This window comes from Stutzerimonas sp., from assembly GCF_982611455.1.
Genome location: NZ_CEXBBO010000007.1, coordinates 27,655 through 51,028, shown reverse-complemented (window position 1 = coordinate 51,028; position 23,374 = coordinate 27,655). Strand labels below are relative to the sequence as shown.

The following is a 23,374-nucleotide window of genomic DNA, read 5'->3' as shown; positions in this document are numbered from 1 at the left end:
CCCGTCGGTTCGCTGGATCGTGCGGGCTCCGTTTCGCCTAGAAAACACCGTCGGATGAAGCGGACAGATCACGCCATTGCTCGATTTGTTCTTTCATCTTGTCGAGCTTGCTGGTGATCGCTTGGTAGGCGTCGGACCCCGCGACGTAGCGGAGCGGCGGCGTTTCCATATTCGCGATTTGCACAAGCGCTTCACCCAGTTTGGCGGGATCGCCTGTCTGTCGATGGTTGTTGGCGGCTGAGCCTGCTCTGATCTTCGCGGTAAACGTTGCGTAGTCCTCAAGCCCATTGGCGCCGAACACCGCGGAGCTTGGATCGAGAAAATCCGTACGGAACACGCCGGGCTCAACCAGCGTAACCGTGATGCCGAATTGGCTGACTTCCTGAGCCAGCGACTCGGAAAATCCTTCCACGGCGAATTTGGAAGCGCAGTACAGCGCGGCGCCGCCCATGGCTACCACGCCGGCCACCGACGAGACATTGAAAATATGGCCGCTGCGCTGTTTGCGCATGATCGGCAAGGCCGCTCGGCATAGGTTGAACACGCCAAACACATTGGTGGCGAACTGTCGCTCGGCATCGCTGGGCGTATTTTCTTCGAACGGGGCGAGTTGCCCATAGCCGGCATTGTTGACCAGCACATCGATGCGTCCGAAACGAGTGATGCCAGCCTCAACCGCCGCTACCGCCTGGTCTTCTCGGGTAACGTCGAGCTCCACGGCAAGCGTTTGTTCGGGAGCTTGCGCGACGAACTGATCCAGCTGTTCGAGCCGGCGGGCGCTGATCACTACATTATCGCCAGCGGCGAGCGCTGCCTGGGCAATCGCCGCGCCGAGGCCGCGAGAAGCCCCGGTAATGAACCAGGTTCTGCTCATTTCATATTCCTTGAGGTGGTGGTCAGTGCCTGATTGTCATCGACGTTCAGTCGCGGTTGGCCGCTTCCCAGGCTTTCAGATCGAAGCCCTGGGCAGCTGCTGTCTGGGGAGTGAGCCTGGGCGGGCGGGCGAGAATCTTGCGTGCCGCCATGTGATCGCCCATGCGATTACAGGACTCCACAGCAACCAGATGCTGATTGCGGAAACACAGCACCGATACTTCACGCGACTCGACCGAGCCTAGCACCACGGTACTGTCGTAGCCGGTCGAGAGCCCAGCGATCTGCAACTTGAGGTTGCCCTGATCTGTCCAGAACCACGGCAAGGCGGAGTAGGGCGCGGGCTTGCCCATCAGCCGCGCCGCAATGCAGCGGCCCTGATCGACGGCGTTCTGCACCGATTCAAGCCGGGTTGGCTGCTCATCGTTATACAGGCAGGGGAAGCAAGCGGCATCGCCAAGGGCGGAAATCTGTGGATCCACGGTGAGCAGGCTGGCGTCGACCTTGATGCCGTTTTCGATCTGCAAGCCTGCTTCGGTCGCCAGTTGTACGTTGGGGATCACGCCGATGCCGAAGACCACGAGGTCGGCCGGCAGCGTACGGCCATCAGAGGTTTCCACTGCGCATACCCGCCCGTTTTCGCCAATGACGCGCGCGAGACCCTGACGGAAGTCGAAATGGACGCCCCAATGTTCATGCGCATCCCTGAATAGCTCCGACATTTCTCGCGACAGTGCGCGGGCCATGGGGCGATCACCCAGTTCCAGCACATGCACGGTAGCGCCAAGCGCTGCTGCGACTGCTGCGAATTCGAGGCCGATAAAGCCGGCGCCAACCACGACGACATTTCGCGCTTCCTTTACCAACGGTGCCAGCACATCAGCATCGGCCTTGGCCTTGATGCCGAAAACGCCTTCCAGTTCGGCACCCGGAACGGGCAGCGGACGATTGTGCGCGCCGGTGGCAAGCACCAGATGGTCGTAGGTGGCAACGGCGCCGGAAGCGAGCAATACCCTGCGGTTCAAACGGTCTACCGCCGTGGCCTGGTCATGCAGCAGCTCGATACGCTGAGTCTCGAAGAATTCGGCAGGACGGAAGAGCAGACTCGTCTCGGTAATCTTGCCGAGCAGGTAGGCCTTGGACAGCGGCGGCCGCTGATAGGGCAGGCCAGGCTCATCGCCGATCAGGGTGATTTTTCCGTCATAGCCTTCCTGGCGCAGCGAAGCAGCTACCTGAAAGCCGGCGTGGCCAGCACCGATGATCACTACCGAGGCGAGTGACATAGGACCTCCTTGAATTACGCCAGCGTGCGGCGCTTAGAATTGGGACTCGGGCAGGTGGATAACCAACCCGTCCATGGCTTCGCTGATCACCAGCTGACAGGTCAACCGGCTGTTGTCGCGCCGCTCGAACGCATAGTCCAGCATGTCCGACTCCATGCCTTCGGCGGCGGGAAGTCTGTCCATCCACGCTTCTTCGACATACGCGTGGCAGGTCGCGCATGCGCAGGCTCCACCGCAGTCCGCCGGAATTCCAGGGACCGACGCAAAGGTTGCGGCTTGCATCACCGACTGGCCGATGTCACCGATAACCTGATGCTGTGTGCCGTTGTGTTCGATAAAGGTCAAGGTAGGCATGGTCTGCTCCGTTTTTATTTGGGTCAGGGATGGGCGAGCATGGGAGACGCGGCAAAGCGCGGTGTTCGACCCAATGTAAGCAGCAACAGCGGGCCAACGACGCAGCAGGCCGCTGAATAGAACAGCATGGCGTTGTAGTTTCCGGTAGTGCTCAGCATGTAGGCGAATAGCAACGGGGCGAGCGCTGAGGCCACGGTATTCAAGCCTTGATGCACGCCGAACAGCCGGCCGTATTCGCGCAGCCCGAAATAGCGTGCGATCAGGAATGCGGCAATATCGAACTCCGCCCCGGCGCCAAAACCGACGAGCACGGCGGCCAGCAGCAGTGAAGAAAACTCTCCCGTTCCGCTGAGATAGATTGCACATCCGATGGCTGGAAGCGCCAGGCTGATGGCCGATATCGCAGGCGGCCATACACGGTCGAGCAGGTAGCCGATCAGCATGCGACCGAAAATGAGCGAAAAGCCAAAGCCGCTAAAGATAAGGTTGGCATCGCCTGCCGACAGTCCTCTGGATTGCAGCATCGGGACTGTGCTGGTGACCATGCCCACGATCGAGGAAATCACCAGGCCGAGCGCGAGGTTGCAGGTCCAGAATTTGCGTGAAGCCATACCCTCGCGAAAGGACATGCCGGGCAGCTTTTGAATATCACTTGCTTGATCGTTCGCCTCGGCCTCGGCAACGCCTGGAACCTTGAACCACAGTAGGATGAGCGGAAGCAGTACGAGCAGATTGAGCAAAGCCAGGATCACGAACGCGGCGCGCCAGTCCCATTGGCCAATCCCCCAGGCCATCAATGGAGGAATGGTTGCGGCGGTGATGCCAGTGCCGGACAACCCGATCGCCAGAGCCAGCCCACGGTTGCGGTCGTACCAGAGGCTGAGCAGTTGGGTCCAGGTGACTGCCAGCGCACCCATGCCAAGAATGGGTAGCACGGCGAAAGCGAAATACAGCGACCAGATTGATCCATTCAGCAACGTGGTTGCCAGGTAACCGAGGGAGAGCAGCAGCAGGGAAACGACGGTGACCCGCTTCATGCCGTAGCGAAGATTGAACCAGCCGACCAGCTGCAGCGAAATGACCGCGCCACCGAACAGAAAGGTGATGCTTGCTTGAAGCTCACTCTTGCTCCAGCCAAAGGCGTCGCCCAACGGTACGACGAGGGTACCGAAGCCATAGAGAAGTGCCGCGTTGATACTGATAGCGACGCCCGCCACGGCGAGAATCAGGATTTTCCAGCTCTGGCGAAATTCGAGGGTATCGATCGCCACTTCGCTCTTCGAAGAGGGCATGGTTTGGCTTCCTTATAGGTTTTGTTGAGCCAAGCGAAACGCATCGTGCTGTTGAATTCTTAATATGAAATCAAATACTGTATTGAGAATAAAGCGACTGTGGCAGCCTGTCTAGCCATAGGGCCTCAAACATATAACAACAAGATGGGAATCATCATGCCAACCCTGGGCCGCTTCACCATCGGAGCGAAGCTCCTGCTGCTCCCGCTTTTTTTTATCGTCTCGCTGGTCGTCCTCTCGGGCGTCGCTTATCAGGGGCTGGAAAGGCAGCAGGCCGTGATAGATGAGATAGACCAGTTGCGATTTCAACAATATAAACGGGTTCTTGAAACGTCTGCGGCTTCCCAGACGGCGATGATCAACGCGTACGCCATGGTGGTCCGAATTCTCGAGTCCAATGGGCAGGCTTCAAGCGAGGAGCTGGAGTTCTATCTGGAAGAGATGGATTTGAGTTCCGCCGAGATGCTAAGCCTGCTCGACAACGCGGCGAAAGAAACACGACTTGTCGAGGATGAGCAGACTGCTTACCAGACCGTGCGGGAACAAGCGGAGATTTATGCGCGCGGTTTGGCGGACATGAAACAGGCAGCCCTGAGCTACCCACCGCAAGCGGTATCGCTTCTTGGCATCGTTCGTGCGGATTTCAATAGTCTTTCCGGACAGTTCAGCCGCTTGCTGACCCTGCAGGAAGAGCTCACTTCCGCTGCGTTTACCGGTGCCAGCAACCGGGTAAAAACCGTAGTGGAGGTACTCGCCGGCGTGCTGTTGGCTGCAATAGCGGTGTCCTTGCTGGCGAGCGTCATGCTGCGCGGCCAGATTGTCCGATCCATTCGTGTAATCGAGCACGCGTCGATCAAGCTGCGCGATGGCGATCTGACTCAGCGTGTACGAATCATCGGTCGCGACGAAATCGCCCATACAGGCCAAGCGTTCAACGAGCTGATCGAGAGCTTTCAGCAAGCGGTGCGTCGCGTGGCGGGCGTGGCAGCGGCAGTGGGGTCTTCGGCGGAGGAGCTGGTTGTGACATCAGCGCAGGTCGCGCGGAGTTCGGCCAGCCAGTCCTCCGCTGTGACGGAGGTATCCGCTACGGTCGAGCAAATGAGCGCTGGCATCGCCTCGATATCGTCCCATGCGCAGGAACTGCGCAGTTCCGCCGATGCCAGCCTGAAGGGGGCCGAGGCGGGGCACTCGACGCTGACGCGACTGCTTCGGGAAATAGAGAGCGTGCGACAGGCCTTCGCCGCTATCCGCGGGTCGGTGGGCGATTTTGTTGAAAGCACGTCGGCGATCACCGCAAGCATCACGCAGGTGAAGGAACTGTCGGCTCAGACCAATCTTCTTGCGTTGAACGCAGCGATCGAGGCTGCGCGGGCAGGCGAGAGCGGGCGCGGCTTCAGCGTGGTTGCCGATGAGGTGAGGAGCCTGGCGCAACGCTCTGCCCTGGCGGCGAATTCGATCAATGACCTCACTTTGAAGTTGGACGGTCAGTCGGGCGTGGTCGACCAAGCGCTGCAAGCCGGTACGGTCGCGCTGGACGACAGCAGCAAGCTTCTGGTTGAACTTGAGAGCACGCTGCAACAGGCAGCCGCGCTGGTCGGGGATTCGACACGCGGCGTCGACGAGATCGCAAGGGCAGTCAAGACTCAAAGTGAGGGCGGGCGTGATATAGCCTCAAACGTTGAACGCATAGCGCGTATGGCTGGCGAGGGTGATGCGATTACTCACAGCGTTGCGAACGCTGTTGCGGGACTTCGCGAGCTTTCACAGGAACTGAACCTTGCGGTGAGCCGTTTCAGCTTTGAGCCTGAGGCGATGGAATGTTCAAAAAAATAATGTACAAAAAATCGATAAGTGTTCATTATCAGCGATAGCTGGGCCTGATAAGGAGACAAGAAATGAGTTCAGAAAAAGTACAATTCAAAGTGGTTGCCGACCGTAGCCGCTGCTGCGGATATGGTCTGTGCGCGTCCGTCTGCCCGAGCATCTACAAGCTCGATGCTGATGGCCTTGTGTATCTCGATAGCGACCTCGTTCCCGTAGAGCTCGAAGAAGAAGCCCGCGAGGGTGCAGCGGCTTGCCCCGCCGAAGCGATTTGGCTCGAAGAAATCAAATGAATGACAAATCGGCCTAGGCGCTGGTAATTAGGACTAGGCGGATCGGGGTCGGGAGGACAGCAATGGTAGGTCGCTTACAGAACAAGGTTGCGCTGATCACCGGTACTGGCGGTGGGCAGGGCAGGGCAGCCGCGCTGCGTTTCGCTCAGGAAGGCGCCATTGTGGTCGGTTGTGACTTCAATGGGCCGGCGCACGAGGAAACCGCTGCGCTGATGCAGGAGCAGGGTTTGCGCTTATATGGCATGGCTCCGCTGGATCTTGGCGATCACGAACAGGCCAAGGCCTGGATCGACGCCGCCGTGGCCGAGCATGGTCGCATCGACATCCTTTATAACAACGCTTCGGCCGCGCGTTTTGGGGCGGTTAGCGAGATGTCGATCGAGGACTGGCACTACACCATCCGTAATGAGTTGGATCTGCTGTTCTACACCACCAAATACGCTTGGCATCATCTTGCCGAGCAGCGTGGCGTGATTATCAATATTTCATCCACTGCAGCGTGGGGCGGCTCCAAGGTCGCCGGCATCTCGGCTCATTCGGCTGCCAAGGGTGCGGTGGTGTCCTTTACCCGCCAGCTCGCGGTGGAAGGTGCGCCGGTTGGCATACGTGCTGTCAGCCTCAGCCCCGGATTCGTTGCGACGCCCGGTACCCGAGCATTTCTGGAGAATCCGGAAGCGCGTGCAGCGTTGCTAGATGGCGTGCTGATGGACCGTCCCGGTGAGCCTGAAGAGGTGGTCGCCATGGCGCTGTTTGTGGCTTCCAGCGAGGCCTCGTTCATTACCGGGTCGGATTTCGTCATAGACGGCGGGTTGCTCGCAATCTAGCAGCGCTCGTGCGGGCGCCGGTGGCGTCCGTGAACCTAGAACAACAAAGAGGTGAATTCTCGTGGATATCATCGGCATCGGTTACATGGGCTTCGAAACCACCAAACTCGATGAGTGGCGTGACTATGGCCCAAACGTCATGGGCTTCGGAATCGGCCGCAGCCCCGAGAGCGACCCCGATTCGCTTTATTTCAAGATCGACGATCGCCGCCATCGTTTTGCCTTCCACCCCGGTAAGGTCGACCGTCTCGCCTATATAGGCTGGGAAGCGATAGGGCGGATGGCCTTCGAGGATGCGTTGAAGAAATTCACCGCTGCCGGCGTTGAGTTCACCCGCGGCGACGCGGAGCTTTGCGAGAAGCGCGGCGTGCGCGAGCTGATCCGTTTTCGCGATCCGGTCGGCTATCAGCATGAACTTTTCTACGCACAAAAATGGACGCCACGCTCCTTCATGCCGGGGCGCTGCCATGGCGGCTTCGTTGCCAATGAGCGCGGTGCTGGGCACGTCGTGGTGATCACGCCGGAATACGGCCCCGAACTCGAGAATTTCCTGATCAACGTGATGGGCTTCAGCTGGTATGGCGCAGGCGCTGGCAAGGGTCGCACCGGCTTTTTCCGTTCCAAGCTGAACCATCACACCAGCCATGACATCGCATATGGGTTCGGGCCGGGGCGTATGGGTGTGCAGCATGTCGGCATCGTTGTCAGCAGCATCCGCGACGTTGGCGAGACCTACGACATCGTGCGTAAACGTGAGCTGCCAATGATGATGACGCTCGGCCAGCATACCCAGGACCCGCACGTGTCCTTCTACCATTTCACGCCTTCGGGCTTCGCCATCGAGACCATTGCCGAGATCGAGCCGTGGCAGGGCGATCCGTTCGAACTCAATCCAGAAGTATTGAGCGTGTGGGGGCATGAAATGGTTGGCCCCATCCTCGGGCCGAGCGTGAAAACGCCTGAAGAGGTACTCGATCCGGATTTCTTGGCCAGCAAGCGCTGAGATGCGCATCGCGCGCGTGGAAGTTGCCGGCGAGGCCTTTTGGGCGTTGCTGGATGCCAACGGCCTTCGCTTGCGGGCCATTCGGGCGCCTTTCAGCGAATGGGCACCGTCGCTTGGCGCGGAAGGAGAAGCGGCGCTGGATCTCGACGCTGAGTGGATTCCTCTATCAGCGTGCCGCCTGCTACCGCCACTTCAGCCTGGCGGGCGGATTTTCGGCGTTGGGCTCAACTATCTGAGCCATCTCGAGCGGCTAGGTAGCAAAGCGCCGGCACATACCCTGGCGTATTCGATTCCGGAATCAGCTTTGGTTGGCGCGGGTGAAGACATTCAGTTTCCAGCCGTGACGGGTGAGCTCGACTATGAAGTCGAGCTAGTCGCCGTGGTCGCCCGTCCTCTACTGGACGAGCCGCAGGCGAGCGCGTGCTTGCTCGGCTATACGGTTGGCAACGACATCAGTGCGCGAGATGCGGGCCGGCAGATCGGTCGTCTCGACCTGCTTACGCAAAAGGCCATGGATCGCACTACTCCGATAGGTCCTTGGATCGTTACGCTCGATGAGCTCGGTGGTCCCGGTCAGCCGGCACTGAATCTGCAACTGAGCGTTAATGGTGAACAGCGTCAGCAGGACAACACCGGAAACATGATTTTCCCGGTGGACGAGCTTCTGAATTACCTCGATGCACGAATAACGCTTCGTCCAGGGGATATGGTTTTTACTGGCTCGACGCATGGCGTGGCGCTGGAAACGGGCAGCTTCCTAAAACCCGGCGATGTGATCGATGCCCAAATCGAGGGCGTTGGGCAACTGTGCAACCGCGTCGGTGAGCGGCGCGAGCTGCATGCTGCACGCAGAGTGGGCCGGCTTGGGCTGCCTGTGGGTGATGACGTTATAGGCTAAGTGGCGCCCATCGTTCGCAGCCTTGTGTGAAGGAGCAGCAATGAAAGAGGGATCACCCTGGATTCCGTTCCGTCACCGAATATTCCGAGGCCTCTGGTTTGCTGCTGCTGTCGTAAACCTGGCCATCTGGATGCAAACGGTCGGTGCGGCCTGGATCATGACGACGCTGTCGTCGTCACCGCTGATGGTCTCGCTGGTACAGACGGCGATGACGCTACCGGTCTTTTTGTTCGGCCTGCCAGGTGGAGTGATCGCCGATCTGGTGGATCGCCGCCGCTGGCTGATCGTAACGCAGGCGACGATGTTCGGCGCGGCCGCAGTCCTATGTCTGCTTGCCTACAGCGGCGAACTGGGTGCCTGGACGCTGCTTTTGCTGACCTTTGTTCTGGGTACTGGCAGCGCGTTGGGAATGTCCGCGTGGATGGTGACCATCGTCGATGTGTTGCCGCGAAGTGAGGTTCCGGCCGCAGTATCGCTGAATGGCATCGCGACCAATGCCGCTCGGGCATTGGGCCCGGCGATTGCCGGCGTGCTGATCGCATACTGGAACGCGGCATCGGTGTTTCTGGTGATTGCTCTGTGCATGACGGCCGTGATCCTGTTTATTCTCACCTTGAAATCGAGCCGGCAGGCGCATGACCTGCCGCCGGAAACCTTCAGCGGCGGCATGCGCAGCGGTTTGCGCTATATCCGGCACTCGTCAGTCCTGTTCAATGCGTTGAAGCAGGTGTTCGTTTTTACCAGTTGCGCCAGCGCACTATGGGCGCTGATGCCTCTGGTAGCTAAGGAAGAGCTCGACATGGATGCTGGCGGCTATGGCTTGCTCATGGCATTCATGGGCGGAGGGGCAGTGGTAGCTGCTCTCAATCTCACGAAGCTGTATCGCCGATTTACGTTGCGCACGCTCATTGCTGCAGGTGCGATCGCTTTTGCAGCTGCAACACTTGCTGCTGCCCTAACGCATAACCGTTACGTCGTGTGCGCGATGCTGATTTTCGCTGGCATGGGCTGGATGGCGGTGAATGCGACCATCTCCACGGTCGTACAAACCTACGCGGCGAACTGGGTGCGTGCCCGGGTCGCTTCGGTGTACCTGCTAATGCTCATGGGAGCTATGGCGCTGGGCGGGGCTCTGTGGGGGGCGTTGGCAGAATATATCGGACTCAATAACGCGCTCATCATTTCTGCTGCGACTATTCTGTTGGGGCTTCTCATCACCCGTAACGGCACAATCGAGCTGGGTAACGAAGCTGATTTCGCTGAAGCGCAGCAGACTGACAAGCTGGTACTGGCACGCGATGTTTCTCATTCCGATGGTCCGGTGTCTGTGGAAATCAGCTACCGAGTCAATGATGCCGAACGCGACATTTTCGTCCGCACGGCCTATGACGTCGGCCAATCCAGGCGGCGAAACGGGGCACAGAACTGGCGACTTTACCGCGATTTGAGCGAAAAGAACCTATACGTTGAGCGTTTTATCGTCGAGTCCTGGCTCGAATATCTGCGCCAGCGGGCTAGAGTCACCAAAGCTGACGAGTCTAGAGAAAATAGCTTGCAGCGATTCCGATGTGACACTTTGGCAACGCGCCGCTACATCTACCAAGCCCCTTCGGTAAACGATCAGTAATACCGCTTGGCATCCGTATGCTGAATTAGTTGCGGTGTTTTATTCTCAGTATAGAATGCAGATCTAAAGCGAGCATGAGTTAGGGATCTGCATGAATAGCAACGAAATTATAGACCTCGGTGAACAGCAGAAGGCCAACGGTGCCGTTCTTGTCAAACCGGTGGCCAATGCGATTCGTATCTTGCGACATCTGAGCCAGGTCGGGACGCCTGAGCGGTCCGTTGATATCGCACGCCAGCTTTCAATCAATCCAAGCACATGCTTCAACATCCTGCGCACATTGGTCGCTGAAGACGTGGTGGATTTCAATCTCATGTCAAAGCGCTATTCGGCGGGGATAGGGCTGGCGCGTCTCGTTGAGCAGTTGGTCACCCAGGGGCAGCGGGTGCAGCTGGCGAAGCCGTTATTGCAAAGCTTGGCTGCGAGGCAGAGCATCACTGTCACGTTGTGGCGGCGCCTGGGTGCGGACCGCATTGTGATCGTCAGTTCCGCGGCAAGCCCCACGGACGTTCGAATCGATATGGCCGAAGGGCAACGTCTGCCGATGCTGATGGGTGCCAGCGGCAGATTGTTCGCGACGCAGATCGATCTCGACAGCCCCGAAATACACGCGACCTACGACAGCATCCGCTGGGCTCGACCGTTGCCTTTCGATATGTACCGGGAAGAAGTACGCGAGGCTCAGAAGCGAGGCTGGGCAACAGACGATGGCCATTTTTCCGTGGGCATTCTTGCCGTTGCCGCGCCTGTTTTTTCCCCCGGCGGCAGCATCGACTTTACGGTTTCGGCAGTGATGTTCCGCGGTCAGCGTGATGAGGAGGGCATCGCCGAATTGGGCGATGCCCTCGTAGAATTCTGCAGCGAACTGACCAGCGTTCTCTTCTAGTAACTATTCCCGAACCAGCAAAAGACTGCCGCCCAATGGGCCACCTCCAGCCGCCACTGCGCAGACTCGGTTCTCCGTAGTCTGCCGCCCCTCGGCTCGCCCCCATAGCTGCAGGCAGGCCTCATGCACATAGCCCAGGCCGTGGGTGCGGCCGCCGGAAAGCTGGCCGCCATTGGTATTGATAGGTAGCTCGCCGTCCAGCGCGATACGCTGACCACCCTCGACGAACGCGCCGCTTTCGCCGGTCGGGCAGAGCCCCAGGGCCTCCAGCCAGATCATGGTGAGGATGGAAAAGCCGTCGTATAGCTGCGCGGAGTCGACATCCTGGGGGCGATAGTCGGTGCGGTCCCACATCATCCGACCTACGTCGAAAGCCGCCATCTGGGTGAGCGAGATCTGATCCCACGACCACGGCTGATTCAATGCCGCGCCAATGGATTCGATACGAATCGGCGTATTGCGCGTGTCGCGCGCGGTATCTCGCCGCGACAGTACGATTGCGGTGGATGCATCGCAATGTACGTCGCAATCGAACATACGCAGTGGAGTCGAGATCATCCGCGATGTCATGTAGTCGTCCATGGTCATCGGCGTTCGATAAAGTGCCTTGGGATTACGCATCGCATTTCGGCGACAGGTCAGGGCTATCTGAGCCAGCTGTTCGGGTCGTGTGCCGTACTCATGAAAATGGCGCTGCGCATAGAGCGCCATTAGGTTGATGCCGGACATTACGTTGAACGGCGTGAACCATTGCCACGCAAAGCTGCTGTCGCGGCCCTGGGTCTTGTTGGTGAGCGCGCCAGCCTGCTTGTTCGACATGCGGGCCGATGCTTCGGTGATGGTGCGAAATACCAGCACGTGTTTGCACAGGCCTGCTTCGATGGCCATGGCTGCGTTGATCACGCCAGCAAGCGGGCCGGGGCCTTCATAGCCTGCACCGAACCAGTTTACGTTCAGGCCCAGTGTGCTTTTGAGCGCGCTGGGGCCAACGGGAGAAAAGGGGTCGCCGTTGTTGTTGTCCCCCGGCCAGCACGCGACGCCGTCTATGTCGCTACGCTCCAGGCCTGCGTCGGTAATGGCTTCCAGGCAGGCGTCAAGCGTCAGGCGCATTGCTGACAGCGAAGATGGGCGACCGATTTCGGACTGTCCGATGCCGGTGATGGCTACTTGTTTATCGTATCGACGATCGAACATTCATTGATCCCTTTCGAACATGGGCAGCCAGACATCCTCGACGTTCAGGAAGCTGACTCGGACCGGCATGTCGATATGCACCTGTTGCGGATCCATGCCGATAACATTACTGACGAAGCGCAGACCCGACTGCTCGACCAACTCGATGATCGCTACGACGTACGGCACGTCGAGTTCGGCGGTCCATGGCTGGTAGTTAAGCGTGTAGCTCACCACCGTGCCTTTACCGGAGACTGAGCGTGGGCCGACCTCGAAACTGGCACAGCGAGGACATATGGGACCGGGAGGATGAAAGAACTGAGAACATGCTTCGCAATGGTGAATCAGCAGTTCGCCTCGCTTGCCGCCCTGCCAGAAGGCGAGGGTATCGGCGTTCAGCGCGGGTAGTTTTCTAGGCATCGACATTCCATCCAGGTGCGCATCTTTCAGTTACGTTATCATTTGTACATAAAATCGAAAAGTGTCATATTTCGTTTCGAGTTGGCACTGCTCCGAGCGGTGCGTCGTAGAAAAAAACAAGAGGCTTTCAGTATGTCCCAGTCTTTGCAGGACAAGACCATTGTCGTCACAGGCGGCTTCGGCGTGCTTGGTAGAACCCTTGGCGATCTGCTTCTGGCCCGAGGTGCCCGAGTAGCGCTACTCGACCGCGCCGAGCTGTCCGGCTCATTACCTGAAGCTGCACAACTGCATGCCATCGGCGGCGTTGACCTGACGTCCGTCGACGCGGCAGCGGAGGCATTGAACAGGGTAGTCGAGCATTTCGGGCGCATCGATGGATTGGTCAACGTAGCCGGCGGTTTCGCCTGGGAAACGCTTGAATCCGGAAGCCTCGATACCTGGGATCGCATGTATCAAATGAACGTGCGCACTGCGGTAGTAGCTTCCCAGGCGGCACTGCCCCATCTCACCGCGACTGGTTCGGGGCGGATCGTAAATGTCGGCGCATTGGCCGCACTCAAGGCTGGCATGGGTATGGGCGCCTATGCGGCGTCCAAGGCTGGCGTGGTTCGTCTGACCGAGGCGCTGGCAGAGGAGGTCAAGGATCGGGGCGTCACTGTCAATGCCGTACTGCCAAGCATCATCGATACGCCGACCAATCGCGCCGACATGCCGGACGCCGATCCGGGCCGCTGGGTATCGCCAACAGCACTGGCATCGGTAATCGCGTTTCTTCTGTCGGACGAAGCGGCCGCTGTAACCGGCGCCTGCCTGCCTGTGAGTGGTCGCGTATGAGGCTCGTAACCTATACCGATAGCGCTGGCTTCGAGCGCGCCGGGGCATTGATCGAAAATGATGGGCTGATTGTCGACCTCCAGACTGCCTATCGCAGTATGCAAGGTCGTGAGAGCCCCGAATTCGCCAGCGTTCTGACGTTGATCGAAGGCGGCGAACAGGCCCTCGAACAAGCTCGGACGCTGGTAGCCAAGGCGCCCTCCGCAGCTGTCATCGAACGCGCCACCGTCAAGCTGCGCGCGCCGATCCAGCCACCGCCGCAGATGCGTGACTGTTCATGCTTCGAGCTGCACTTGAAACAGAGTTTCGCCGCCGCCAGACGAGCGCGTGCCCTACGTACGCCGGACCCAGAAGCAACGCTGAAAGCGATGAATACGGGGGCCGATGATCGGGTAATCGAGACCTTTAACCGACAGCCGATCTATTACAAATGCAACCGCTTTGCGGTAGTCGGTATCGACGATGAGTTTCAGTGGCCGAGCTTTAGCAGAGCATTGGATTTCGAACTGGAATTCGGCTGCTACATCGGTAAGCGGGGCAAGGACATAAGCCGTGATACGGCCCGCTCGCACATCGTTGGCTACACCATATTCAATGACATGAGCGCGCGCGATGCCCAGGCGAAAGAAATGTCTGGAATGCTCGGTCCCGCCAAGAGCAAAGATTTCGATACGGCCAACATCATGGGCCCCTGCCTGGTCACCGCCGACGAGTTGGGCGACCCCTATGACCTGGACATGGTGGCGCGGGTGAATGGTGAAGAATGGGGGCGGGGCAACACCCGAGACATGCGCTGGCAGTTCGAAGATGTCATCGCTCATGTTTCACGTTCGGAAACGCTGTACCCCGGCGAATTTCTCGGCTCCGGCACCGTGGGCAATGGTTGCGGGTTGGAGCAGCTGCGTTACCTGAAGCCCGGAGACCTAGTGGAATTAGAAGTGCAGGGCATCGGCGTGCTGCGAACCCGAGTTGGCACCGCCACTAACGGATGAGCTAGCCTCGCCGGTTTTCAGCAGCAAGATGTCACATAAATAATATGGACATGTAGTGTACATATTGGAGAAAAGTGTCTTATATTCAGCCTGTCTCAATCGCTATCAGCGGCTATGCCTATAAACAGGAGGCAATCATGCTAACAACAACGAGCCCCGTATTGTCCGACGGAACCAAGGTCTCGGATCTAATCTACCCAGCGACACGTGAAGTACAGATGCGTGTCCTGAGTGACCGGGAAATCTATGAGCTGGAGATGGAAAAGATCTTCGGCAAGATCTGGGTCTTGCTCGGCCACGAATCCGAAATTCCTAACTCCGGCGATTTCATCGTTCGCGACATGGGCTCGGATTCGGTGATTGCCGCCCGAACTAAAGAGGGCGAAGTTCACGTCTCGCTCAACGTCTGCCCGCACCGCGGCATGCGGATCAGCACCGCCGATTGCGGTAATACGCAGATTCACAAGTGCATCTACCATGGTTGGGCGTTCCGGCCCAATGGTGACTTCATCGGCTCGCCAATCGAACGCGAGTGCATGCATGGCAAGATGATGGCCAAGGAAGAGCTGGGTCTGAAGAAGGCTCGCGTAACGCTTTATGGCGGCCTGATCTTCGCAACCTGGAACGTTGACGGCCCGTCTTTCGATGAGTTCCTGGGCGACGCCAAATGGTATTACGACATGCTCTTCTGCCGCAGCGACAAGGGCATGGAGGTATTGGGCCCACCGCAGCGGTTCATCGTGAACGCCAACTGGAAGACCGCTGGCGAACAGTCCGCCGCCGATGGCTTCCATACCCTGACCTTGCACCGCTGGCTGGGTGAAGTGGGCAACTACGCCAAGAAAGGCGAAGGCGAGGGCGAGGGTACCGACCTGAGTCCAGAAATGATCGGCGTCGAGATCAGCTCTCCCCATGGTCATGCACTGCGTTGCATTGATCTGGCGCGCAAGATCAAGCGCCTGACGGGGCTGGATCCGGCGACCTTGTCGGTCGAGGAAAAACTGAACGCGCTGCCTCCTGCCGGCATGACGCGTGACATGGTCGAGCAGCTGGCGCGCAACCTCAGTGAAGATCAGCTCAAGGTGTTGACCAGTATGCCGCCGCAGGTGGGAGGCATGTTCCCGAACATTCTGTTTGGCTTCGTTTATATCCCGCAGCCGGACGGCAGCGTGGTCGGCTCCATGACGCTGCACGCCTATGTTCCTCAAGGTCCGGACAAGCTTGAGTTCGTCAACTGGGTATTCGCCGAGAAGGATGCGCCACCAGAGCTTCGTGAAAAGATGCTCAAGCAGACCATTCAGCTGTTTGGTACATCCGGCATGGTCGAGCAGGACGACTCCGATACCTGGCCCCATATGACTCAGTCCGCCAAGGGCGCAATGGGTCGCAAGAGCACGCTCAAGTATCAAGCCTGCTTCGAAACCGGCGCGCCGGAAGGATGGCCAGGCCCAGGCATCGTCAACGAAGGCTTCACCAAAGACGATACCCAGTGGCACTGGTGGCAGTACTGGCACGAACTGATGACCGTTTCGGACGAAAAATAGGCACTCGCTGGCCCGGGTCACGACAATAAAAAGTAATGGAGATTTCCATGGCAGAAGTTCAACAACGCGGCGAGGACCAGATCCAGCCGGGCTCTCCGGTCGGTATCAAGCGTGTGCCGGTCGGGGCGGATATTTACAACCAGGCCGTGACCTTCCTTTACGAGGAAGCAACGCTACTGGATCAGATTCGTCTGCAGGAATGGGCAGCACGGCTTGATACCGATCTGATCTATACCGTGCCGCTGCGGCATACCCGCACCCAGTCCGAGCTGTCGGCGAGCATCGTGCGTACCGTTCAGCATTACCACGATGACTATCGGTCGATCATGGGGCGTGTGCTTCGCCTTTCCGGCAAGAGTGCCTGGGCGGAAGATCCGCCGTCGCGTACCCGGCGGCTGGTGACGAATGTGTTCGTCGAGGAAACCGCCAACCCTGATGAGTATGTGGTGACCAGTTATCTGCTGTTGACGCGCAGCCGGTTCAAGGACCACCACGTCGACATCATCAGTGGTGAACGTCGCGACGTGCTGCGTATGCGCGAAGACGGCTTCAAGCTGGCGCGGCGCGAAGTCATTATCGACCAGGCCGTTCTGGGCACTCCAAACCTCGCTGTATTCCTCTGATGACGAGCCCGCACCTCTTTCGGGGTGCGGGCCGTCTTATGCGCAATTCGTCCTTCGCTATGATCCTCGGCTGTTCAGCCAATCCTGATCACTAGCACACAGTTGTTCTTGCGACGATTCGAAATCCCACGTCGAACCCTTCATGCGTATGGCTTGTTCCGCTCGCTTGGGTTGCTGGCTATAGCAGAGGCCGCTCGGGACTGCATGTATCTGCCTGTCCAGGTCACGTTCCCGTCCCAACGAAATGAGCGTACAGCGGCGCAGTATCAAAGCAGCTTCCGCTTCCTCTTCCGACAATGTTTGCAACGCCCAGCGCGCCATCCCCTCGCGTAGATTGACTCCGGCGTAAGTCTCGGGAGCCTCGATAAGCGGACCATTTACGGACCAGTCCAGTTTCCAGTCCTGATCTCGCGTCAATCTCGCGATTGTTCGATTGTCGACCCGGCCAGGAATCTCGATATCGTAACGACGCCTGCGACTCTGACGGGCAGCTGCGGCAATCGCCAGCCCTGCCAGATCGAGTAGATGCGTGCACTGGTGCGTTGCGTCCGTCTGGCGTGTTACCGAATGGGCGACCCGGCTGAGCGGCATGCCGACCAGGCGCTCAAGGGGCTCGGTTGCCTGCAGGCAAGCGGTGTAGGGGTACCGTATCGCTTTACCACCGACAGCAATCAGTGCGCCGGCTTGGTATTTCGCCCATACGCGAAAGTGATGAAAGTCATCTTCGAGAGCCGCGCGAACTTCACCTTCGCCGTGTTCTTCGCTGGTCACTATGTCCACTCGGCGGCGAAACGTACTCATCTAGTTATCCTTTTATTACCGAATAATGCCCGATGATGCGGACAAGAGTATATTTGAACACTATAGTAAAAATTGTCTATCTAACAACAAGAAAGGAGGGGCTATGAAACTGTTACGAGAGCGTGTGGCGCTTATCACTGGCGCGGGCGGCGGTATAGGTCGAGGTGTGGCGTTGAGCTTCGCCAAGGCGGGCGCTGCGGTGGTAGTTGCGGAGCTGGACGAACAAAGCGGCGCAGCCGTTGCGCAAGAGCTGAAAGCGTTGGGCGCCAGGGCGCTCTTTGTGAAGACCGATGTTTCCAGCAAGGAAGACATCGAGGCGGCCATTCAGGCTGCCGTGGATGAATTCGGTGGGCTCGATGTCCTGGTGAACAACGCCTTCGCGCCTACGCCCAACGTCCTGCTTGAAGATAAGACCGATGAGATGCTGGCCCAAACGCTTAACTCCACGGTATGGGCGGCCTGGTGGGCGATGAAGGCTGCGCTGCCTCATATGAAGGCACGCGGCGGTGGAAAGATAGTCAACTTCTACTCCATCGACACCGAGATCGGTGCGTGGCTGCATGGCGATTACAACACCGCTAAATCAGCCATTGTCGGCCTGACCCGCAGCGCTGCGTCGGAGTGGGGGAGGTTCAACATTTGCGTTAATGCCGTAGCGCCCACAGCCATGGGCGCTACCTTTCATAAGCTGGCTGCTGAAAACCCGGGGTTCGCTGAAATGTCGGCCTCGATGCGGCCATTGGGGCGCTGTGGCGATCCGGAGGAGGACATTGGCCCGGTAGTGGTATTCCTGGCCTCGGAGATGTCGCGTTTCATTACTGGCGAGACCATTCACGTGGATGGCGGCCTGCATTTGCCGGGCTACGACTCACGCCCTAAAGACGTTCCAGTTCGAGAGTACTGAAACAATTGTGGGCGCAGCTCTCGCTGCGCCCACATGCCATTCCCATTCCTTGGCCGCCCCGGTTGTTTTGCGAGGCGGGAAAGGGGCTGTGCCCAGCCCCTCGCAGCAATCTTAGCGCTTATCGACCTTGATGTCCGTATCTTCCCAGTCCCAGGTCGAGGTTGTTTTACCTTCGTCCCGAAGGAGGTATTTCAACACTCGCCCCTGGGGATTTTTCGGCAGCGTCTCGCGGAATTCGATGTACCGTGGCAGCGCGTAGTAAGGCACCGAGTCGGTGGCCCACCTGAATAGCTCTTCTGGCTGGAGCTTCGCGTCAGCGTGCAATACCGCAGTGACCTTTACGTCATCTTCACCCTTGTCCGACGGAACGGCGTGTACCGCAACTTCGGAAATGTCCGGGTGCACGGCGAAAGCGGCCTCCATCTCGAAGCTGGAAATGTTCTCGCCACGCCTGCGCAGATAATCTTTTTTCCGGTCGACGAAATAGAAGAAGCCGTCGTCATCGAACTTGCCGATGTCGCCCGTGTGGAACCACATGTTGCGCATCAGCTTCAGGGTGTCCTCCGGGCGCTGCCAATAGCCTTGGAACATGATGTCCGGGCGCAGCGGGCGCACCACAATCTCACCGGACGTGTTCGCCGGCACTTCGCGATCTTCATCATCGACAATGCGTACATCGAAGTCCGGGATGCGCTTGCCTGACGAGCCAGGCGCCGCATATTCGCCACCTGCAAGCGAAGTAATCACGCAGGCCTCGGTGAGACCGTAGCCATTACCGCCTACCAGCTTGGTGCCAAAGCGCTCACGCCATATTTTCTTGGTCTCCTCGGTATATGGATTGCCGCGAGCCGTATGGATCTGGCCATAACACCGCTTCATCGCGTCGTTTTCAGGCGCCTTTGCCAGCAGTCCGCCCATGCCACCGAGAATCGAAGCAATGGTGGCGCCGGAGCGTTCGACTTCCTGCCAAAAGTTGGAAACGGAGAAGCGCGGCAGTATCGCTGCCCGCGCGCCCACCAGAATGCTGGCGATAATCGACACGCACAGGGCATTCATATGAAAAAGCGGCAGCGGCGTGATGGTTACGTCGTTCTCGTTCGCAGGTCCGGCCCGTAATTGCAGGCGCGCCAAGTTGCACATGAAGTTGTAGCTGATCATGCAGCCTTTCGATGGTCCCGTGGTTCCCGAGGTGTAGATGAGGCAGGAGAGATCGGATGGCTGGGGCTTGGTCTCGAAAGGCGTTTCGTCATGGCCGCGGAACTCATCCAGCGAAGCGACCGAAATGGCGCTTTCAGGAAGCGAATCCAGCTGGCCACGGTAAAGAATGCTCTGCACCTCAGACAATTTCGATGCAAGCGGCACTATACGATCCAGATAGGCCGCCTCGCAGATCACCACCTTGGTATTGGTGTCGGCTATCTGGTGGCGCAAAAACTCGCCCTTCAAGGCGGTATTGATCGGCACGCTAACGGCGCGAAGCTTGTTGATCGCGAGCCATGTCACGACGGCGTCGATGTTGTTGTTCAGCATCGTCAGTACCGTTTCGCCTGCCTGCACACCCAGCGAAGCCAGCGAATGAGCCATTTTGGTGGAAAGTAGATCAGTTTCTCTGTATGTGTATAACTCACCACTAAAATCAAGCAGAACCTTGTCTGGATGCCGCGCCACAGCGCGCTCAAGCGCTGCGATAACAGTGTCTCTTTCGCCTACTGCCCAGGTGTCTGAATTTCCCGTGCCGCTCATGGCTCTTCTCCTTGTGGGGCGCCGCCAGTCGCTGGATCGCCTGATGTTATTTTGAAGGGAGAATTCGATTCTAAATACAAATTCACAGAATGTCTTTAGGCAAAAGTTGAACAAATCTAGATTATGTTGCCTATTTCATATGCTAGTGTTGCGTATCTTTCTTGTTATGAGCCCGTGCCCCCATGCCAAAGCGCGCAAATCAGCTTGCTGAAGCAGCGTCACCTCCGCCGAAAAAAAAGGCCGCACCCCGTGTGAAACCTGTGAGTACTGTCAAGAAAACCGTTCGTCAGGGCATTGGCGTTTCATCTTCTGGTGCCAAGGTAAAACCCAACCGCCGGTCGGAAGAGACCATTTCCAATATCCTCGCGGCCACCGAAGAAGTAGTGCTGCGATCAGGTGCTGATCGCATTTCGATCCTTGACGTGTGCCAGGTCGCCGGTGTTTCCCGTGGGACGTTCTATCGATACTTCTCGTCGCAAGACGACCTGCTCGATACCTTCTCCAGACACAAGCGCGACAGTTTCCATACATCGCTGACCCAGGCGTTGGGAGATATCGCCGATCCGGATGCGCGGCTCAACGCGCTTATCGTCTATTTGGACAATTACCTCGAGCAAAGTCGCGCGCAGCGCCTGCTGACGGTCGCGCCTGAATATGCGCTGGGGTTCTTCCGCCGAATTTTCCATGACTCCATTGTTCGTTTTCAGGATGTGCTCGACATCGTTTTCGATCAGTGGGACGAGCGCCTTGGCGTCAGGCTCGATCGCGAACTGATCAGCGAATTGATCATCCGCTATGTGATGAGCGAGACGCTGGTGTCCGAGTCGGCGAACCGTCGCATGCTTCCCGTTCGTGTGAAGAAGCTGATCGCGGCGCTGACAGTCGGATCGACTTCGCGCTCGCGCCGCTAGCCCCTTAATCCCGATACACCTAAAGCAGAGCTCTCCTTCCGAGAGCTCTGCTTTTTTTTGCGCGCCATTTTTGCAGCCAGCATGCGAATAGAGCCGCGATTCGGGCGAATTTACGTTTTTGTGTGGTGATGGCTTCTGTAAAGAGACGCTCTAGAACAGCGCTTTCGGCGTTATCGTAAAAATAAATTGAACAGTTTTTTGATTTATGAACAGATTAATTTTATGCTCTGTCAATGGGGCTTGCAGACTGCCGTTCAGGGGCAGTCGACCCCGGTTATACGGCGCAGCTGCACTGCGCTATACATAATTTTAAAAAGTGACAATTTCTGAGGTAACCGGACATGCTTATCGATCTTCACGCCCATGCGCCACACCCTGATTACTACGACCAGCATCCCCATTGGGGTCCGGCTTTTGAGTCGCAGCCCGATGGCGATATCAAATTGCGTGTCGGTGAGTGGATTCTTTCTCTAGGCGCACCAGAGCGTAAGAAAGCCTTGCGCGAGGCCCATGCCCGCGGCGAGACCTTGAACGTCGAAGAATACATGGCCAAATGGCGCGACCCGAGCAACCGCCTCGCGGCCATGGATGCGGCGGGGCAGGATGCTCAGGTTCTGTCCGTTCCAAGCCATTGCTACATGTATTGGACCGAGGCCGAATTCGCGGTCCCGTTCGCTCGCAAGGTCAACGATGTGATGGCTGAGTATTGCTCGGCAGCGCCCAATCGGCTGATGTTCTGGGCGCACGCACCGCTGAACGTACCCCTCGAAGCAGCCAAGGAAATCCGCCGCGCCTGCAACGAGCTGGGAGCGAAAGGCCTCAGCGCTGGTGGCTCAAACTTCGGCGGACTGGAATATGACTCGCCAGAGCTGGACCCGGTTTGGGAAGCGTTGTGCGAAGTTGACTTGCCGATTTTCGTTCACGGCTACAACCAGTCCGTGACTTGGGGCAAGGACGCTAATACCGATCGGTATGAAACGACCTCGATCCTCGGCATGAACTACGACGAAACCAAATGCCTGTGGTATCTCATTAACGGCGGAGTGCTCGATCGCTTCCCAAATCTGAAGATCTACATCACCCACGGTGGCGGATTCGTTCCTTATCAGCTGGGTCGGCTTGCCCAGACCAACCCGAACCTCGACGTTTTCCACAACAAAAAACCCTTCCTCGACTATCTGCCGAATTTCTATTTCGACGTGGAGCTTCACGAGCTTCCCATGCGTCAGGCCATGGTCGATGTGATCGGCGCAGATCGGGTGCTTTATGGATCGAACTTCGGTGGCAGCGACGCAGTCCGCCACGACCTGACCGAGGGGCTTCGCCTATCGGACGAAGACCTGCAGAAAATCCGCTGGAAGAACGCGTGCGAATTGCTGCGCCTCGATCCCGCTAAAGTCGGGAAGGTTGGTGTCTGATGAAGCTGGCGCGTTGTTCCCACAATGATGGAGAACCCTTCTGGGCGGTAGTCGATATCCAACAGGACGAAGTCACTCCCATTGTCGGCCCGTTTTCCGAGTGGGCTCCTGCCATCGCCCAGGGCAAGGGAATCAGTGCGTTGCGTTTCCTGGGGCGGCCAGTGCCGCTTTCCCAGGTTCGCCTGTTACCGCCAATCGAGCCCGTTAATCGAGTGGTTGTCGCTGGGGCGAATTACACCAAGCACCTCGCCGAGGATTTTGGCCTCAGCGCGCCGGCACAGCCTGTGGCCTTCCTCAAGGCCTACGGTGCACTCATTGGAGCCCACGATCCGATTCGCTTTCCGCCGCTGACCGAAAAGCTCGATCACGAGGTCGAGCTGGTGGCAGTCATTGGCGGCAGCGAAATCGACCTGGCTGATCCCTTGGGTTGCGTCCTGGGATATACCGTTGGCAATGATGTAAGCGCCCGCGACCTGCAGCTCAGCGGTCCGCCGGGGATCGGAATGGATCTGTTCGCCGCCAAAAGCCAGGACAAGACCACCGGACTGGGTCCATGGATCGTCACCAAGGATGAGTTCCCGGCGGGGTCTCCAGCTCTCAGGTTGACTTTGAAAGTAAATGGCGAAACCCGTCAGGACAGCTCTACCAGCGAAATGACCTGGAATGTTGGTGAGTTGATCAGCTTCGTCCAGCAGCGCTCCAGCTTTGCTTGCGGTGACGTGTTGTTCACGGGGTCGCCGGCAGGAGTCGGGATGGGAACTGGCGTGTATTTAAACCCTGGCGATGTGGTCGAGGCGACCGTGGAAGGCATAGGTACGCTACGTAACGTAGTTGGCGAAAAGCCCAGCGTCTAAATC

At 58.1% G+C, this 23,374-nt stretch carries 23 protein-coding genes; 15 read left to right on the top strand and 8 right to left on the bottom strand.

Going from position 1 to position 23,374, the window contains the following annotated elements:
- Positions 1-37: 37 nt before the first annotated feature.
- From AC2LD7_RS06410 to AC2LD7_RS06395, 4 genes are read right to left on the bottom strand one after another with little or no spacing between them, the layout of a single operon-like run.
- Positions 38-874, bottom strand: coding sequence for an oxidoreductase (locus AC2LD7_RS06410; protein ID WP_484596971.1), 837 nt, complete (start codon positions 872-874; stop codon positions 38-40).
- Positions 875-920: 46 nt separating this feature from the next.
- Complete coding sequence (locus AC2LD7_RS06405) at positions 921-2,156, bottom strand: NAD(P)/FAD-dependent oxidoreductase (RefSeq protein ID WP_417780117.1); 1,236 nt, start codon at positions 2,154-2,156, stop codon at positions 921-923.
- Between the two features lie 33 nt (positions 2,157-2,189).
- Complete coding sequence (locus AC2LD7_RS06400) at positions 2,190-2,510, bottom strand: 2Fe-2S iron-sulfur cluster-binding protein (RefSeq protein WP_417780118.1); 321 nt, start codon at positions 2,508-2,510, stop codon at positions 2,190-2,192.
- 23 nt (positions 2,511-2,533) lie between these two features.
- On the bottom strand, positions 2,534-3,802 hold the full coding sequence (locus tag AC2LD7_RS06395) for an MFS transporter (protein ID WP_417780119.1): 1,269 nt from the start codon (positions 3,800-3,802) through the stop codon (positions 2,534-2,536).
- A gap of 156 nt (positions 3,803-3,958) precedes the next feature.
- Here AC2LD7_RS06395 and AC2LD7_RS06390 point away from each other — a divergent pair, with 156 nt between their 5' ends.
- From AC2LD7_RS06390 to AC2LD7_RS06360, 7 genes are all read left to right on the top strand, one after another.
- Entirely contained in the window at positions 3,959-5,635 is a 1,677-nt protein-coding gene (locus AC2LD7_RS06390; RefSeq protein WP_417780120.1) for a methyl-accepting chemotaxis protein, read from the top strand.
- Between the two features lie 62 nt (positions 5,636-5,697).
- Complete coding sequence (locus tag AC2LD7_RS06385; RefSeq protein WP_021207972.1) at positions 5,698-5,916, top strand: ferredoxin; 219 nt, start codon at positions 5,698-5,700, stop codon at positions 5,914-5,916.
- A gap of 62 nt (positions 5,917-5,978) precedes the next feature.
- Positions 5,979-6,740, top strand: a complete 762-nt coding sequence (locus tag AC2LD7_RS06380) for an SDR family NAD(P)-dependent oxidoreductase (protein ID WP_212619688.1) — start codon at positions 5,979-5,981, stop codon at positions 6,738-6,740.
- 61 nt (positions 6,741-6,801) lie between these two features.
- Entirely contained in the window at positions 6,802-7,743 is a 942-nt protein-coding gene (locus AC2LD7_RS06375) for a VOC family protein (RefSeq protein ID WP_484596970.1), read from the top strand.
- A gap of 1 nt (position 7,744) precedes the next feature.
- Complete coding sequence (locus AC2LD7_RS06370; protein ID WP_484596969.1) at positions 7,745-8,641, top strand: fumarylacetoacetate hydrolase family protein; 897 nt, start codon at positions 7,745-7,747, stop codon at positions 8,639-8,641.
- Positions 8,642-8,681: 40 nt separating this feature from the next.
- The gene (locus AC2LD7_RS06365) at positions 8,682-10,268 is read left to right on the top strand and encodes an MFS transporter (protein WP_484596968.1); all 1,587 of its coding nucleotides are present in this window, start codon (positions 8,682-8,684) and stop codon (positions 10,266-10,268) included.
- 91 nt (positions 10,269-10,359) lie between these two features.
- Positions 10,360-11,154: an IclR family transcriptional regulator gene (locus tag AC2LD7_RS06360; protein WP_484596967.1), complete on the top strand. Its 795-nt coding sequence runs from the start codon at positions 10,360-10,362 to the stop codon at positions 11,152-11,154.
- Positions 11,155-11,157: 3 nt separating this feature from the next.
- On the opposite strand, the gene AC2LD7_RS06355 is transcribed toward AC2LD7_RS06360, so the two are convergent.
- Together AC2LD7_RS06355 and AC2LD7_RS06350 are read right to left on the bottom strand one after the other, a co-directional pair.
- Positions 11,158-12,348, bottom strand: a complete 1,191-nt coding sequence (locus AC2LD7_RS06355; protein WP_484596966.1) for a thiolase family protein — start codon at positions 12,346-12,348, stop codon at positions 11,158-11,160.
- Positions 12,349-12,747, bottom strand: coding sequence for a Zn-ribbon domain-containing OB-fold protein (locus tag AC2LD7_RS06350; RefSeq protein WP_131648019.1), 399 nt, complete (start codon positions 12,745-12,747; stop codon positions 12,349-12,351). It abuts the gene before it with no gap.
- Positions 12,748-12,879: 132 nt separating this feature from the next.
- On the opposite strand from AC2LD7_RS06350, the gene AC2LD7_RS06345 reads away from it, so the two are divergent.
- The 4 genes from AC2LD7_RS06345 (at position 12,880) to AC2LD7_RS06330 (ending at position 16,740) form a co-directional block, all read left to right on the top strand.
- Entirely contained in the window at positions 12,880-13,581 is a 702-nt protein-coding gene (locus tag AC2LD7_RS06345) for an SDR family NAD(P)-dependent oxidoreductase (RefSeq protein ID WP_417780124.1), read from the top strand.
- A complete protein-coding gene (locus AC2LD7_RS06340; RefSeq protein WP_417780125.1) occupies positions 13,578-14,573 on the top strand; it encodes a fumarylacetoacetate hydrolase family protein in 996 nt (331 codons plus the stop codon). Before AC2LD7_RS06345 ends, AC2LD7_RS06340 begins: the two co-directional genes overlap by 4 nt.
- A gap of 137 nt (positions 14,574-14,710) precedes the next feature.
- Positions 14,711-16,117 (top strand): aromatic ring-hydroxylating dioxygenase subunit alpha, encoded by a 1,407-nt coding sequence (locus AC2LD7_RS06335; RefSeq protein ID WP_417780126.1) that lies wholly within the window; start codon positions 14,711-14,713, stop codon positions 16,115-16,117.
- A 47-nt stretch (positions 16,118-16,164) separates the two neighbouring features.
- The gene (locus AC2LD7_RS06330; RefSeq protein WP_042928779.1) at positions 16,165-16,740 is read left to right on the top strand and encodes an aromatic-ring-hydroxylating dioxygenase subunit beta; all 576 of its coding nucleotides are present in this window, start codon (positions 16,165-16,167) and stop codon (positions 16,738-16,740) included.
- A gap of 57 nt (positions 16,741-16,797) precedes the next feature.
- Here AC2LD7_RS06330 and AC2LD7_RS06325 read toward each other — a convergent pair whose 3' ends face one another.
- Positions 16,798-17,541, bottom strand: coding sequence for a DUF2889 domain-containing protein (locus tag AC2LD7_RS06325; protein ID WP_417780127.1), 744 nt, complete (start codon positions 17,539-17,541; stop codon positions 16,798-16,800).
- Between the two features lie 103 nt (positions 17,542-17,644).
- On the opposite strand from AC2LD7_RS06325, the gene AC2LD7_RS06320 reads away from it, so the two are divergent.
- Entirely contained in the window at positions 17,645-18,445 is an 801-nt protein-coding gene (locus tag AC2LD7_RS06320) for an SDR family NAD(P)-dependent oxidoreductase (RefSeq protein WP_484596965.1), read from the top strand.
- Positions 18,446-18,556: 111 nt separating this feature from the next.
- On the opposite strand, the gene AC2LD7_RS06315 is transcribed toward AC2LD7_RS06320, so the two are convergent.
- Entirely contained in the window at positions 18,557-20,188 is a 1,632-nt protein-coding gene (locus AC2LD7_RS06315) for an ATP-dependent acyl-CoA ligase (RefSeq protein WP_484597017.1), read from the bottom strand.
- Positions 20,189-20,448: 260 nt separating this feature from the next.
- Between AC2LD7_RS06315 and AC2LD7_RS06310 the strand changes: the two genes are divergently transcribed.
- From AC2LD7_RS06310 to AC2LD7_RS06300, 3 genes are all read left to right on the top strand, one after another.
- Positions 20,449-21,099, top strand: a complete 651-nt coding sequence (locus tag AC2LD7_RS06310; protein WP_021207957.1) for a TetR/AcrR family transcriptional regulator — start codon at positions 20,449-20,451, stop codon at positions 21,097-21,099.
- A gap of 341 nt (positions 21,100-21,440) precedes the next feature.
- Entirely contained in the window at positions 21,441-22,517 is a 1,077-nt protein-coding gene (locus AC2LD7_RS06305) for an amidohydrolase family protein (protein WP_484596964.1), read from the top strand.
- Complete coding sequence (locus tag AC2LD7_RS06300) at positions 22,517-23,371, top strand: fumarylacetoacetate hydrolase family protein (protein ID WP_484596963.1); 855 nt, start codon at positions 22,517-22,519, stop codon at positions 23,369-23,371. Before AC2LD7_RS06305 ends, AC2LD7_RS06300 begins: the two co-directional genes overlap by 1 nt.
- The last annotated feature ends 3 nt before the right edge of the window (positions 23,372-23,374 follow it).